The sequence below is a fragment of the Spirosoma aerolatum genome, assembly GCF_002056795.1.
Taxonomy (GTDB): Bacteria; Bacteroidota; Bacteroidia; order Cytophagales; family Spirosomataceae; genus Spirosoma; species Spirosoma aerolatum.
This window is the reverse complement of sequence record NZ_CP020104.1, coordinates 4,505,715-4,520,241: the sequence shown is the minus strand read 5'-3', so window position 1 is coordinate 4,520,241 and position 14,527 is coordinate 4,505,715. Positions and strand designations below refer to the sequence as shown.

Here is a 14,527-nt window from a genome sequence, read left to right as displayed (position 1 = left end):
ATCCCCCGCACAGTTTTGGCGGGGGATTTTTTGTTATTGTAGCTTTAGTCTATGAAAACTTCCTTTTTATTTTTTCTAATCAGTTTAGTGGCTATTCAGGTTGTGGCACAACGTGTTAATCGCTTTAAAGATACCCAAACGATTGACGCTTATTTTCGGCTAGATCCTGACCATAAACACCCACTGATCTTGGCTCATCGGGGTGGACCGGGCTCGACTGATACCGAGAATTCGATGACTACCTTCGATAAGACAGCCAAAGGACTTCCTGATGCCATTATCGAAATGGATGTACGCCTGACTCGCGATAGCAGCTATGTGCTGTTACACGACCCTACACTGGATCGGGAGTCGGATGCCAAAGGGGCAGTGGCTGAATGGACGCTGGCAGATTTGAAAAAAGTCAGGCTAAAAACACTGGCTGGTGAACTTACCACGCAGCAGATTCCTACGTTTACAGATATATTGAACTGGAATAAAAACCGGTATATGCTTGCGCTGGATGTAAAGCCCGGTACTGATCCGCTCCGAGTGATGAAGGAAGTGGAAAGCCACCAGGCGGTGCATTCTGTTTTTGTGATTTGCTATTCAATAGCCGAAGCACAGCGGGTACGAGATCAATACCCAACGCTCTGGCTGGCCGTTGGGGTAAATAGTATGCCCGATCTGGATCGTTTCGAAAAAACACCTATAGCCATGTCTGGTCGGCTGATTGCCCTAACGCCACAGAAACTTCAGCCTTCCTCCTTTTACGAGCGGTTGCATAAGCTCAACATTCCCTGCTCAGTTGGTACCTATGGTACGGGTCAACTGGACGAAAAAGCAATGACTGAAGCTGCGCCGGGTTATCGGGAGTTAGTTCGTCAGGGGGGCGATATTATCACAACCGATCGTCCTGTGGCGGTGGCTGCGCTGTTTTAATGGTTCATCAACTATGTGTGTTCTTCATAGAGTAATTAGTGCGCTTCTGATGGTGCTACCCGGCTGGGGGTTGGCGCAGCGAGTAGGCGAGCCAATCCCGGTCTGGCAGGAGGGGCAGCTCGATATTCATCATATAAATACTGGACAAGGCAATGCTACCTTCGTTGTTTTCCCGGAGGGCACTACGTTGTTGATTGACGCGGGTGCCATTAATTCGATGGATTGGCGGACCAACAAGCCCCGGAATATCCCAACCTGGCCCAGCAACGAACGACAGGCAGGTGAATGGATTGCTCGATATATACGAAATGTATTACGTTTTCAGCGTATCCCTGCTATTGATTATGCCGTTATTACGCATTTTCACGATGATCATATGGGCACTCCGCTCAACGTCGTTAAACGATCGAAAGGGGATTATACGCTGACAGGCATTACTGAAGTTGCAGACTACGTGCCGATTCATAAAATTCTGGACCGTGGCTGGCCCGATTATGCGTACCCTAAACCGATGGACGCTGATTCGATGGTGGTTAATTATCGCCGGTTTTTGTCGTGGCAGCAACAACATAAAGGGTTAGTTGTCGAGCGATTTCAGGCCGGTAGAGCTGATCAAATCGTTTCGGTGAAATCCGCTTCAACGCGGCAGAAAAATCCTTTTGAGGTGCGAAATCTGATGGTCAATGGCGAGCTATGGACAGGTGAGGGGGATAAAATAAAGGGCCTGTTTCCCGGTTTGCGTTCGTTGAAGCCCGCCGAGTATCCAAACGAAAATATGTGCAGTATTGCGTTACAGATTCGCTATGGAGCCTTTGATTACTTTTCGGGGGCCGATCTTCAAGGCGTACTTCAGTTTGGTGCACCTGCCTGGCATGATGTTGAAACGCCCATCGCTCAGGTCGTGGGGCCGGTGGATGTACAACTAGTCGATCATCATGGGTATCCCGATTCGCAAAATGGATCGTTGCTATCCAGGCTACAACCAAGGGTGTTGGTTCTGCCAGCCTGGGCTTCCTCGCATCCTGGTCGTGATGTTCTCGAACGGCTTTTTTCAGACCAGTTTTATAAAGGTGAACGGGATGTCTTTGCTACACACCTGCTGCCTGAAGCCAAAACGACTATTGCCGATTTGCTGCCCCACCTGAAAAGCGAATCAGGGCATATTGTTATTCGCGTAGAAAAAGGGGGCAAAACATACCACGTGCTGGTTCTGGATGACCAAAGCGAGTCATACAAGGTAAAAGCCATCTATGGGCCATATTCGGCACGGTAAGCTACACACGTTTTAGCGTATTTCTTTGTCGACCTGGCTTTTTTTTAGCAGTTCAACGCCAGCCTGATACCCTTGTACAATCATTTTACTGATATCGTCGGAGGTAAATTTCATTAGGTTGAGGTAAAGCGGTTCAGTGGGTCGAACAACCGTCAGGTTCAGCGTTCGGCCATGTAGACGTTCGCGCTCTACAAAACGTTCTGCCCAGGCAATGTCATTGTTAACCAACTGATTAACCGTGATATCTTTTACCCGGTCCATTAGGTTCAGCAGGTTACGGTAGTTAAATTTCTCGTTATATATTTTTCGGGCATGACAGGCCACACAGGCTATGTCCGTTGCCCCATCTTCAATGGCTACCCGCAAAGGAGCCACTTCGCGCAGACCACCGTCTAAAAAGGCCCGTCGATGATCGCCACCAATCTGAACGGCAGGCATCAAAAACGGTAACGAACTACTGGCATATACGTAGTCCAGAAAATGGGGATCGCTGGCATCCGCATAACACATATCACCCTGAATAATATCGACGGCACCAACTTTTATCTTCACAGGGCCTTTTCGAATAGCCTCCATATCCACATGTTTACTGATCAGATTCTGAATGGGCGAATTGTCCAGTAAACCGTCGAAACGGCTCATAATGGTATTGTAACCCATTCTAAATCTGGATCGAATCACAGCTACATCGTCGGGTTTTGTGATGTTGCGTATCCAGAATTCAATGAGGTGTTTCCCTACTTTCACCCAGTCCGTCTGTCCGGTTTCACGATGCTGACGGGCGGCTTCATTAGCAATAAAGGTTGCATTAAGGCTGCCTACCGAAATGCCATAGAGTTGATCGGGGACGAAGCCCGATTCAAAAAGCGCCATAACTGCACCAACCTGAAAAGCTCCTTTGAGTGATCCTCCGCCCAGCACAAGGGCACGCATGGGTGATTGAGGTGTAGGCAGAATTTGCTCTGCTTTTGGAACGGGCGGGGTAGGATTATCAATCATGAAACAGAAGCGACTGGATTTAGACGTCGGTAAGTTGACGCTTTTCAAATAATTATCAAAACGAATTGCCGTATCGATAGTTGTGAGAATGGACGTGTTTTTCAAAATGCCTTTTCGGCATCTGCGCTTTCCTTACTAATATTGCCAGAAATTTAGTCGATAGCCGATACGCGTTAGCTGTCAGTCAATGATAAAGAGAGAGTAGGTTTAGTGGCCGGTATCTCACTGTTGACTGAGTACTCGCGCCAATCGACTGTCAACTATCGACTCCAATATGCCTCTTACTGTCGCTGATATACAAGCTCCGATTGCTGCCGAAATGGAATTGTTCGAGCAGAAGTTCAGGAAGCAAATGAAAAGCGATGTGATGCTTCTGGATCAAATCACGAAATACATTGTCAAGCGGAAAGGCAAACAACTGCGCCCGATGTTCGTATTTCTGATGGCGGGTGTTTGCGGCCAAATTACCGAATCGACCTACCGGGGAGCGTCACTTATCGAACTTTGCCATACCGCGTCGCTGGTTCACGATGATGTGGTCGATGAGTCGAATTATCGACGTGGCTTTTTTTCAATCAATGCGCTCTGGAAAAATAAAGTTGCTGTTTTGGTCGGCGATTATTTGTTGACCCGTGGGCTATTCCTGGCTATCGACAATAATGACCACGACTTGCTGCGGATTGTAACCATGGCTGTTCGGGAACTAAGCGAAGGCGAGCTGCTCCAGATTGAAAAAGCACGTCGGCTCGATATTACCGAAGATGTTTACTACGAAATTATCCGGCAGAAAACAGCGTCGTTGATTGCAGCCTGTTGCGCAGTAGGTGCCTGCTCCGCCGGATCTGATCCCGCTACCGTTGAGCAGGCACGCGTGTTCGGGGAAAAAGTGGGCATTGCTTTTCAGATCAAAGACGATCTGTTCGATTACGGAACTGCCGAAGTTGGTAAACCGCTGGGCATCGACATCAAGGAAAAAAAGATGACCCTTCCCCTGATATATGCACTCAATAAGGCCAGGTTTCTAGAGAAACGACGGATTATCAACATCATCAAAAATGAAAGCGATAACCCGAAAAAAGTGGCTGAAGTGATTGCGTTCGTGAAAAATTCAGGCGGTATTGAATACGCTACCCAGGCTATGAATCAGTACGTTACCGAAGCTCAGAACCTATTGAACGCCTACCCTGATTCTGTCTATCGAAAATCCTTACACCAACTGGTGCAGTATACGATTGAGCGGAGTAAGTAAGGCTTAGTGCTAGGCGTGAGAAGTGAGAATGGCTGGCGCATCAAGGAAAGTATATGCGCCAGCCATTCTCACTTCTCACGCCTAGCACTGTTACTTGTTTTCTCCCCAAATGTTCGGTGGAAATCCGGACTTTCGGTTTTCATCCACTTATCCCAGAACGTAAAATAGAGGCCGTAGTTGAACCGAAATTGCGTATGATGCAGGCTATGGTGAGTAGCGCCAATTAGCCAGCGACCCAGCCAGTGATGATCGAAGTTTTTTGGGTAGATTTCCGTGTTCAGATGGTTGACCGCGCTCGAAAGGGTCATAATAATCAGAATCAGACCAACGGCTGTAAAATGCAGCGGTATAACGAACGTTAAGGCTGGAATAATAATCGCCTGTAATGTACTCTCAAGCGGGTGAAACGAGAAGGCTGTCCAGGGCGATGTGGTTATACTGTCGTGATGTGTCTTATGAACCCAGCGGTATATACCGGGCCGGTGCATCCAGCGATGCAGCCAGTAATAGTACGTTTCGTGAATGAACAGGACCAGTAGAATGCTCATCGGATACCAAAGCACAGAGTGGGCATGTATATCCGTATAAATTTGGGTAAACCCATTCTGATAAGTCAAAATAACGCCGAGACCAATTAGGGTAAAAATTAAGGACGTCACAGCCGACCATCCAATTTCGCGCCAGTCCTGACCTGCTTTTCGAGGTCGTAACTGTACCTCACGGTGGGCAAACTGATCTTTCATCGATACTTTGAATACCCACCAGAAGGCGATGGAAAAGAGCACATAGCGCCCAAAAATTGCGATGAAAAACAGGATCGCAGTTAGCCAGAAAGTAGCCGGTCCAGTAATGTGAATCATAGAGATGAATCCAATTCCAGTAGTTTGAACAAGATTAGGCTGATTTTCATTGAATAACACCTCTAAAAATATTGTCGATAAAACGTAGCACGAAAGGCGACGGCCAGTTTATGACGAAATGCCAATAACAATGACTTCATGTTGGGCAATCCATAACCCTCTGCTTTTGTTTTGTAGATTTGCAGCAAGTTACCTTAACGACTAACGAAACGGCTTTATGCGCCTGATTACTTCTGCTTTTCTAATCCCTTTAGCGGCACTCACTGCTTTCGCTCAACCCAAACAACCCTCAACCGCAACGGCCAAATCGACGGCTGGACAAGCGTTGGCCCGACCTAAACTGGTAGTGGGTATTGTGGTTGACCAGATGCGTTATGACTACTTGTATCGATACTACAACAAATTTGGCACGGGTGGGTTCCGACGCATGATGGATGGTGGCTTCAATGCCCGAAATAATCACTACCACTATGCGGCTACGTATACCGGTCCGGGTCATGCTGCCATTTATACCGGTTCAGCTCCGGCTCTCAACGGTATTGTCGGTAATGATTTCTATGAACGGAATATTGGGCGATTACTTTATTGTGCTGAAGATACAACCGTCAGCACCGTAGGTAATACCGGAACCGCCGGAAAAATGTCGCCCCGAAACTTGCTGGTAACTACGATTGGTGATCAGCTTAAACTCGCTACCGATGGTCGATCGAAAGTGATCGGTATTGCGCTGAAAGATCGGGGGGCTATTCTGCCAGCTGGGCACTCGGCAAATGCTGCCTACTGGTTCGATTCGAAAGATGGTAGTTTCATCAGCAGCACGTTTTATCAGAATGAATTACCGAAATGGGTGCAGGAGTTCAACGCGCGTAAGCTGGGTGATCAATTCCTGGCTCAAAAATGGGAGATGACTCTTCCCATGAACCAGTATACGGAAAGTACGTCTGATGATAAGCCGTATGAAAGCACGATGCCGGGTGAAGCAAAATCAGTTTTTCCCCATGAGTTCGCTGTTCAGACGGGCAGCAGCAAATATGAGGTGCTGCGTACCAGCCCTTATGGCGACCAGATCACGAAAGAATTCGCGCTAGCTGCGCTTAAAGGTGAGCAGCTAGGCCAGCATGACGTAACTGATATGCTTTGCCTGAGCTTTTCCTCGCCCGATTATATTGGTCATGCCTTTGGTACCCATGCCGTTGAAACGGAGGATAACTACATTCGGCTCGACCGGCAGTTGGCCGATATTTTTTCGCAGCTGGATGCCACAGTCGGGCAAGGACAATGGGTCGCCTTCCTTTCTGCCGACCATGGGGTTGTCGATGTGCCCGGATTTCTGCAGGAGTACCGTATTCCGTCAGGTATCAAAAGCTACGGAGAGATTGGGGAAGTGGTAAAAGCCACGCTCGAAAAAGCATACGGTCCAGGTCAGTGGATGCTGTCGTATATTAATCAGCAGGTATACCTGAATCATGCCTTACTGACAGAAAAGAAGATTTCTATTCAGCAAGTTTATGAACTTCTGCGGGCAGCATTGTTAAAGCAGAAAGCAGTCGTCAATGTCGTCAATCTACACAATCTTGGGGCAGAGGCTCTGCCAGTATTACAGGAAAATTTGTTTCGAAATGTCTATCACCCAAACCGCAGTGGCGACTTCTATGTAATGCAACCACCGGGCTGGCTGGAAGGTCGGTCGAAAGGCACGACACATGGCACAACCTACGCCTACGATACCCACGTCCCGTTTTTACTATATGGCTGGGGTATAAAACCGGGTCAAACGCTCCGTCGGACGCATATCCATGACATAGCCCCAACTATCACGGCCCTTTTAAAGCTACTTGAGCCAAATGGATGCATCGGGAATCCGGTGGAGGAAGCGTTGAAGTGATGTATGATTATGATGTAGGATGTCTTTAATTCTAGCTACACATCCTACATTATAAAACTTACTTCCTTAAACCCAAAATATCTTACCTGGCCATCGACAGCAATAGCCAGGCGTCCGGTGGTATCTACTCCAACGATTGTACCACGAAACAGTTGGCCTTCGCTTTCAAAGGAATGTTCTTCCTGATAGCGATAGAGAATTTGTAAATAGTTGATTTTTAGTGAGTCGCGCTGGCCTGAGCGTAACTGGATATAGCGTTGCTCCAGCGTTTCGCACAGCCGGCTAAGAATACCCGGCAGATCATAGGCATTGGGTAGGGGAGACTGCAACTGAAGGGACGTGGCAGTAGTGTAGCCAAATTCAGTTTGGTTAATATTGAGCCCCATCCCAACAATCGACCACTCAATATTGTATCCGTGTAAAATATTTTCAATAAGTATTCCGCCTAATTTCTGATTTCCTACGTAGATATCGTTTGGCCATTTGATCCGCAATGAGTCGCCAATTAGTGGGTGTAGCGTGTCATAAATACCAAGCGACAGGGCAATGTTTAGCCAGAATTGTTCGCTGGCCGATAAAAAAGTAGGCCGTAGGATAGCCGAAACGGTTAGATTCTGCCCTGTTTTGGCTTCCCATTGATTACCACGCTGTCCGCGTCCGGCGGTCTGATTGTCAGTTATGACAAGGGTGCCTTCGGAGGGGTCGGCATGGGCAATCAAAGCAGACGCTTCGTCGTTAGTAGACTGACAGCTTGGCAGATATTGGATTATTTGTCCAAGAAAAAGCGTTTTGGGATAGATTTTGTACAAAATATTGTATAGTTTAGTAGAAAGCTAATGAATGGTGCTTCGGGCGGATTGCCTTTTAAACAAAGTACCCGCTGATTAGTGTGGCAATGTTAAACCGAAAGCATGAGAATAAACAACAATAAAGAGTTTACCGCTGAGCAAATTCGTGACTTCGTTGTTCGGGGGATGCAGGAAAAGAAAGCGCAGGACATCGTGGTTATGGACCTTCGCAACGTTAAAAATGCAATCTGTGATTACTTTGTACTCTGTTCGGGTAATTCCGATACGCAGATTGATGCCATCTCAACGTCTATTGAAGAGGAAGTCTATAAAGCTAGTAAACAAGACCCTTGGCATAAAGAGGGGAAAATGAACCGGGAATGGATCTTGCTGGATTATGTCGATGTAGTGGCCCATGTCTTTAAAAAAGAGCGTCGTGCTTTTTACGACCTGGAGCAGTTATGGGGTGATGCCGAAATTCATTTGGTAGAAGATAACGAACTGACCCCCGCATCGTAAACCTTAAACGGCCATGTCGAATAAGGACTCTTGATTTTAGGCCGTTTATCGTTTTGTTTAACCGTCTGTCCTAACCGAATCACTAAAGAAACATTCACTTGTAAAACGGTGTTACTTTTTGAAATCCGTTTTGTATAACCTGAAAAAATGGCAGAAAACAATAATAGAAATCCGCTAGTACCCCGTGGTGGGCCACGTAAGCCCAATTTTCAGGGTTGGATTGTTGCTTTACTAATTGCCGCCATCCTTGGCATTACGTTCTTTAACAAAAGCTCATCAACGCAGGAAACGACACAGAAGCGGTTTGAGCGGATGGTGAAGGAGCATGAAGTGGCTGAGGTTGTTGTGGTTAATGATAAAATTGCGGAGGTAACGCTTACACCGCAAGCAGCGCAAAGCCCCAAATACCGAAACCTGTTTGCCGACAAACCTTATTTTGGGTCGAATAGAGGCCCTCATTTTCAATTTCAGATCGCATCTGGGGAGACCTTCAAAAAGGATCTGGATGCAATGCAACAGGGAGTACCTGATAATGAAAAAGTGGACTACCGCTTCGAACAGCGTAGCGACTTTGGAAGCATTATCAGTACTTGGGGATTCCTGATCGTTATGATTCTGGCGATGTATTTCCTGCTTGGACGTATGTCGGGTGCCGGTGGACCTGGAGGGCAGATTTTTAATATCGGTAAGTCGAAAGCCGCCCTGTTCGATGCCGATAACAAGGTGAAAATCACCTTCAACGATGTTGCTGGCCTGGATGAAGCCAAGGAAGAGATCAAAGAAATTGTTGATTATCTGAAAAATCCAACCAAGTTTACCAAGCTAGGTGCTAAAATTCCGAAAGGAGCGTTGTTGATTGGCCCTCCTGGTACGGGTAAAACCTTGTTGGCGAAGGCTGTAGCTGGGGAAGCTGGCGTTCCATTCTTCTCGCTGTCGGGTTCGGACTTCGTTGAAATGTTTGTTGGGGTGGGTGCCGCCCGTGTACGTGACCTATTCAAACAGGCGAAAGAAAAAGCTCCCTGTATCATCTTCATCGACGAGATTGATGCTGTGGGCCGTTCCCGTGGACGGGGATCAATGCCTGGAGCCAACGACGAACGTGAAAACACACTGAACTCATTGTTGGTAGAGATGGACGGTTTTGCTACTGACTCGGGTATCATTATTCTGGCGGCTACCAACCGTCCTGATGTATTGGATTCAGCTTTGCAGCGCCCAGGTCGTTTCGACCGTCAGATTAGCATTGATAAGCCAGATATTATCGGACGTGAAGCGATTTTCCGGGTGCACCTGAAACCAATAAAGCTGGCTGCTGATGTTGATCCAAAAGAACTGGCTGCTCAGACTCCTGGCTTTGCTGGTGCTGAAATTGCCAACGTTTGTAATGAAGCCGCTCTGATTGCCGCTCGTAGTGATAAGGAAGCTGTCGATATGAAGGACTTCCAGGACGCTATGGACCGAGTGATTGGTGGTCTGGAGAAAAAGAATAAGATCATCTCACCCGAAGAGAAAGAGATTGTTGCCTATCATGAAGCGGGCCACGCTGTAGCTGGCTGGTTTCTCGAACATGCCGATCCGCTCGTAAAAGTGACGATCGTGCCGCGTGGTGTAGCGGCCTTGGGTTACGCGCAGTACCTTCCTCGTGAACAGTATCTGTACCGGACCGAGCAGCTTATGGATGAAATGTGTATGGCTTTGGGTGGCCGTGCAGCCGAAGACCTAATCTTTGGAAAAGTGTCGACGGGTGCCCTGAGTGATCTGGAACGTATCACTAAACTAGCCTACAGTATGGTGACTATGTATGGCATGAACGATAAAATTGGTAACGTGTCGTTCTACGATTCGAAACAATCTGATTATTCGTTTAATAAGCCCTACTCAGAAGAGACCGCCAAACACATTGATGAAGAGGTACGAAAAATTGTAGATCAGGCGTATACCCGTACCAAGGACTTGTTGACCGACAAACGGGAAGCATTGGAGGTCATTGCTAAAGAATTGCTCGAAAAAGAGATTCTATATCAAAACGATCTCGTTCGTCTGATCGGCAAGCGACCATTTGAGCGGGAAACGGTTTATCAGGCTTATAAGAACAAAGGCACCGCTGAAGCAATAAAAGAGGAAATTGGCAAAGAGTCCAAACCTGCTGAAACTGAACCTGAGTCGTTGCCCATTTAAAAATAGTAAAAAGTAATGCGGGTGGAACCCCTCGATTGGCACAAAACTTCTTAGTCAGTTCGCCAATCGAGGGGTTCCACCCGCATTACTTTTTCCCTAATTCTATAACCTGCATATCCAGAACCTGGCCGGAATTAAGTGTAAATCGAACGACTGTACGCATTGTATGAAAGCCAGTCTTTCCTGCTGCACCGGGATTGATATACAGTAGCCGGTTTAGGGTTGAGTCTCTAATTACTTTAAGAATGTGCGAATGACCACAGATAAAAATATCGGGTGGGTTTGCTAAGAGTAGGGGACGGACTGTTGGATTATATTTTGGTGGTGTGCCGCCAATGTGCGTTATCCAGATGTCAAGACCTTCTATAGTAAAGCGCTGATTGGCCGGTAAGTCTACGGATTCCTGGTCGATATTGCCTGACACGATCCGCAATGGCCGGAAATCGCGAAGTTGTTGAGCCACCGTCAGAATACCTACGTCGCCCGCATGCCAGATTTCATCGCAATCAGCAAAATGAGTAAAAATCTGCGGATCAAGATAGCCGTGTGTATCAGATAAAAGACCAATTCGCGTCATAATAGTAGCCCGGACGGCCACGTCCGGGTAAAAGCATTGTGATAAAGCCCGGACGTGGCCGTCCGGGCTACTATTGTTAAACGACTGTCAAGACCCTAAAAGCTGTTCTTTCATTTCGGATCGAATTCGCTTTTTGTCAATTTTACCGACACTGGTCTTTGGGATTTCGGATACAAAAACGATCCGGTCTGGCACGTACCATTTGTGTAGTTCACCTCGGTCAACTTTCGTTTGTAGACTTGACCGTATGCTCTCTGGGGAGAGATTAAAACCCGGTTTTTGTACGACAAGCGCATAAGGTCTCTCTCCCCAGCGATCGTCTGGTAAACCTACCACGGCCGACTCAGCTACGCCTTCTATCTGCGAGAGTTCATTTTCCATATCTAGTGATGAAACCCACTCCCCACCAGTTTTAATAACGTCCTTGGTCCGATCTGCTATCATTACCCAGTTATCAGGCGTGATACTGGCCACATCACCCGTATGCAGCCAACCCCCTCGCCAAAGTTCGGCACCCCGCTCTGGGTCGTTGTAGTAACCTTGCGTAGTCCAGGGGGTACGTACCACAATTTCGCCTAGTGAATGGCCATCGTGGGGCACAAAATTCCCGTCGTCATCCATCAGTCGTGCTTCAACAAAAGGAGCAATTCTTCCGGCCCGTACCCGTAAGTCAATCTGTTCATCAAGCGGCAGTGTTCGTTCGGAATCATTTAGGTAAACGACAGTAAGAATGGGTGCCGTTTCGGACATTCCATAACCTGCCAGTATATTGATACCTAGCTCCATAGCTGCTTTGGCTAAACCTTTAGTAAGGGCAGAACCGCCAATCAATACGCTCCAGCGACTGAGATTATCGCGGAATTTCTGAGCCGCTGGACTACCGACGAGCATGGTCAGGATGGTTGGTACACAGTGGGATAGGGTTACGCCTTCGGTGACAATCAGTCTGCACAGCATCTCAGGTTCATATTTACCCGGATATACCTGTTTTGCCGACATCAATGTTGCCAGAAACGGGAAGCCCCAGGCATGCACATGGAACATGGGCGTTATGGGCATGTATACATCATTGCGAGACTTAAACGGGAGCGCTTCGTATCCGATCAGGTAGGTCAACAATCCCATCGTATGCATGAATAATTGCCTGTGGGAGAAATAGACACCCTTGGGATTACCGGTCGTTCCTGTTGTATAGAACGTCGTTGCCCAGGTATTTTCGTCGAAGTCCGGGAAATCGTATTCGGTAGAGGCTTCGTTCAGCAAGGCTTCGTATTCGCCCGCAAACCCTTCTGGTAATTCAGAAAGCGGCTGCGTTTCGGTAGCATTGTTATACACTTTATCGCTAAGAACAACGTAGGTATCAACCGTTTGTAGCTGGCCTTTGATTGCGTTCAGAATGGGAAGAAAATCTTCATGAATCAACACCGCTTTATCTTCTGCGTGATTCATGGTATATAGAATCTGCGCAGGCGACAAGCGAATATTAACTGTATGCAGAATAGCGCCGAGGCTCGTTACACCGAAGAAACACTCAAGATACCGATGGCTATCCCAGTCCAGTACGGCTACCGTATCGCCTGGTTTTATGCCCAGTTTAGTTAGCGCATTCGCCAATTGACGAACCCGCTGGTTAAACTGAGTATAATTGATTCGAAATAAATCCCGGTAAACAATTTCACGCTGCGGCTCGTACCGGGCAGACTGGGCCAGCAGCGATTTTATTAAGAGAGGTGGTTCATTGGCCTCTGGTGTACGTGGAATTAGTTTTGTGTGAATCATGGGTTGCCTAAGGGTTATGATCGTCTAAAAACGCGTACGTCGAAGGTAGGATTGAACGATGGAAAGAAAAAATAGTAATCCATAAAAAAGCCCTGTATCCTAGTTCAGGACAGGGCTTTTAAGTTACCAATCTTAGATTGTGTCAATTGTGGTCAGGTATAACTGAGCTTGACTTACGCTCAACACGATCTGGCTACAGGAGTAGGCCAGCTAATGTGGCTGACATATAACTGGCCAGCGTACCACAGATCAAGGCTTTGAAGCCAATACGAGCCAGATCGCTTCGCCGTTTTGGGGCCAGTTCACCAATGCCTCCTACCTGAATGGCGATCGAGCTAAAATTGGCAAATCCACAAAGAGCGAAACTGACAATAGCAATTGTTTTTGGGTCGAGTGTTTGTTTGATTTTTACCATGTCCAGGTAGGCAACAAACTCGTTTACCACCATTTTTGTACCCATCAAGGCCCCGGCCGTTTGCACATCTTTACCCGGCACCCCCATCGCCCACGCAAAAATGGAGAATACTTTACCCAATAGGAAATTCAGGCTCAGGTAGTCGATGCCTATCAGGTAAAAGCCAATCTTGAACAGAATTGTATCGAGTAGGGCGATCAGCGCGATAAAACCAATCAGCATAGCTACTACATTGAAGCCTACTTTCAAACCCTCGCTAGCCCCTGCTGCAATAGCATCCAATAAATTTGCATGGATTTTCTTGATCTCTACTTTTACGGTACCCTGTGTTTCTGAAACCTGTGTTTCAGGCATAACAATCTTACTGATTACCAGCGCTCCCGGTGCCGCCATAATACTGGCTGCCAGGAGGTAAGGGCCGGGGACACCTAAGGAAATATAGACCGCCAGTACACCACCCGCAATACAGGCAAAAGACCCGGTCATACTGGCCAGCAACTCGGAGTTCGTCATGCCATTCAGATACGGCTTAATCATGATCTGGGCTTCTACCTGACCAACAAAGGTGCTGGCAACGTTGGATAACGCTTCGGCACCACTAACTCCCATCAGCCACTTCATGGCTTTGGCCATCAATGCAACTATACGTTGCATAATACCCAGGTGATAAAGGATGTTTACCAATACGGCAACGAAAATAATGGTTGGAATAATGGAAAAGAAGAAGATGAAGTTGTTGCCTGGGCCAAACGCTTTTGTCAGGGCAGCGGGGTTCACAAGTGGGGCAAAAACAAACTCGGCTCCTTTGGCTGCCTTCCCTAACAGGCGTTCCACGAAATGCCCAACGGTCTGGAAAACCTGTTGCCCAACGGGGGTTTTCAGTACAAAAACAGCAAGGCCAAATTGTAAGGCGAGGCCTACACCTACAGTTCTGAAATTAATAGCTTTTCGGTTATCAGAAAGTGCATAAGCAATGCCCAGGATCAAGACGACGCCAATCAGTCCAGTAAAGCGCTCCATTCAGTAAAATCATAGTTACAGTTAGGTGAGCTAAGATAGGGAAAAAGTAGTTAGAAGCGAGGAG

12 protein-coding genes are annotated in these 14,527 nt (G+C 47.3%); 6 read left to right on the top strand and 6 right to left on the bottom strand.

Annotated features, from left to right (window positions below):
* Nucleotides 1–51 precede the first annotated feature (51 nt).
* Together B5M13_RS18485 and B5M13_RS18480 are read left to right on the top strand one after the other, a co-directional pair.
* Nucleotides 52–921, top strand: coding sequence for a glycerophosphodiester phosphodiesterase family protein (locus tag B5M13_RS18485; RefSeq protein WP_080057071.1), 870 nt, complete (start codon nucleotides 52–54; stop codon nucleotides 919–921).
* A 13-nt stretch (nucleotides 922–934) separates the two neighbouring features.
* Complete coding sequence (locus B5M13_RS18480) at nucleotides 935–2,194, top strand: ComEC/Rec2 family competence protein (RefSeq protein WP_080057070.1); 1,260 nt, start codon at nucleotides 935–937, stop codon at nucleotides 2,192–2,194.
* 12 nt (nucleotides 2,195–2,206) lie between these two features.
* Here B5M13_RS18480 and B5M13_RS18475 read toward each other — a convergent pair whose 3' ends face one another.
* Nucleotides 2,207–3,193 carry a patatin-like phospholipase family protein gene (locus B5M13_RS18475; protein ID WP_080057069.1) on the bottom strand — a complete coding sequence of 329 codons (987 nt, stop codon included), beginning with the start codon at nucleotides 3,191–3,193 and terminating at the stop codon, nucleotides 2,207–2,209.
* A 274-nt stretch (nucleotides 3,194–3,467) separates the two neighbouring features.
* Between B5M13_RS18475 and B5M13_RS18470 the strand changes: the two genes are divergently transcribed.
* A complete protein-coding gene (locus tag B5M13_RS18470; RefSeq protein ID WP_080057068.1) occupies nucleotides 3,468–4,442 on the top strand; it encodes a polyprenyl synthetase family protein in 975 nt (324 codons plus the stop codon).
* 68 nt (nucleotides 4,443–4,510) lie between these two features.
* Here B5M13_RS18470 and B5M13_RS18465 read toward each other — a convergent pair whose 3' ends face one another.
* Complete coding sequence (locus tag B5M13_RS18465) at nucleotides 4,511–5,302, bottom strand: sterol desaturase family protein (RefSeq protein WP_080057067.1); 792 nt, start codon at nucleotides 5,300–5,302, stop codon at nucleotides 4,511–4,513.
* Between the two features lie 217 nt (nucleotides 5,303–5,519).
* On the opposite strand from B5M13_RS18465, the gene pafA reads away from it, so the two are divergent.
* Complete coding sequence (gene pafA, locus B5M13_RS18460; RefSeq protein ID WP_080057066.1) at nucleotides 5,520–7,187, top strand: alkaline phosphatase PafA; 1,668 nt, start codon at nucleotides 5,520–5,522, stop codon at nucleotides 7,185–7,187.
* Between the two features lie 44 nt (nucleotides 7,188–7,231).
* Here pafA and B5M13_RS18455 read toward each other — a convergent pair whose 3' ends face one another.
* Nucleotides 7,232–7,996 carry a biotin--[acetyl-CoA-carboxylase] ligase gene (locus tag B5M13_RS18455; protein WP_080057065.1) on the bottom strand — a complete coding sequence of 255 codons (765 nt, stop codon included), beginning with the start codon at nucleotides 7,994–7,996 and terminating at the stop codon, nucleotides 7,232–7,234.
* A 102-nt stretch (nucleotides 7,997–8,098) separates the two neighbouring features.
* On the opposite strand from B5M13_RS18455, the gene rsfS reads away from it, so the two are divergent.
* Both rsfS and ftsH read left to right on the top strand, forming a co-directional pair.
* Nucleotides 8,099–8,494, top strand: coding sequence for a ribosome silencing factor (gene rsfS / locus B5M13_RS18450; RefSeq protein ID WP_080057064.1), 396 nt, complete (start codon nucleotides 8,099–8,101; stop codon nucleotides 8,492–8,494).
* Between the two features lie 147 nt (nucleotides 8,495–8,641).
* The gene (gene ftsH, locus B5M13_RS18445) at nucleotides 8,642–10,672 is read left to right on the top strand and encodes an ATP-dependent zinc metalloprotease FtsH (protein WP_080057063.1); all 2,031 of its coding nucleotides are present in this window, start codon (nucleotides 8,642–8,644) and stop codon (nucleotides 10,670–10,672) included.
* Nucleotides 10,673–10,757: 85 nt separating this feature from the next.
* Here ftsH and B5M13_RS18440 read toward each other — a convergent pair whose 3' ends face one another.
* The 3 genes from B5M13_RS18440 to B5M13_RS18430 form a co-directional block, all read right to left on the bottom strand.
* Nucleotides 10,758–11,249 (bottom strand): metallophosphoesterase family protein, encoded by a 492-nt coding sequence (locus B5M13_RS18440; RefSeq protein WP_080057062.1) that lies wholly within the window; start codon nucleotides 11,247–11,249, stop codon nucleotides 10,758–10,760.
* An 87-nt stretch (nucleotides 11,250–11,336) separates the two neighbouring features.
* Nucleotides 11,337–13,028 carry a fatty acid--CoA ligase gene (locus B5M13_RS18435; RefSeq protein WP_080057061.1) on the bottom strand — a complete coding sequence of 564 codons (1,692 nt, stop codon included), beginning with the start codon at nucleotides 13,026–13,028 and terminating at the stop codon, nucleotides 11,337–11,339.
* 193 nt (nucleotides 13,029–13,221) lie between these two features.
* Nucleotides 13,222–14,463 (bottom strand): NupC/NupG family nucleoside CNT transporter, encoded by a 1,242-nt coding sequence (locus B5M13_RS18430; RefSeq protein ID WP_080057060.1) that lies wholly within the window; start codon nucleotides 14,461–14,463, stop codon nucleotides 13,222–13,224.
* Between the last annotated feature and the right edge of the window lie 64 nt (nucleotides 14,464–14,527).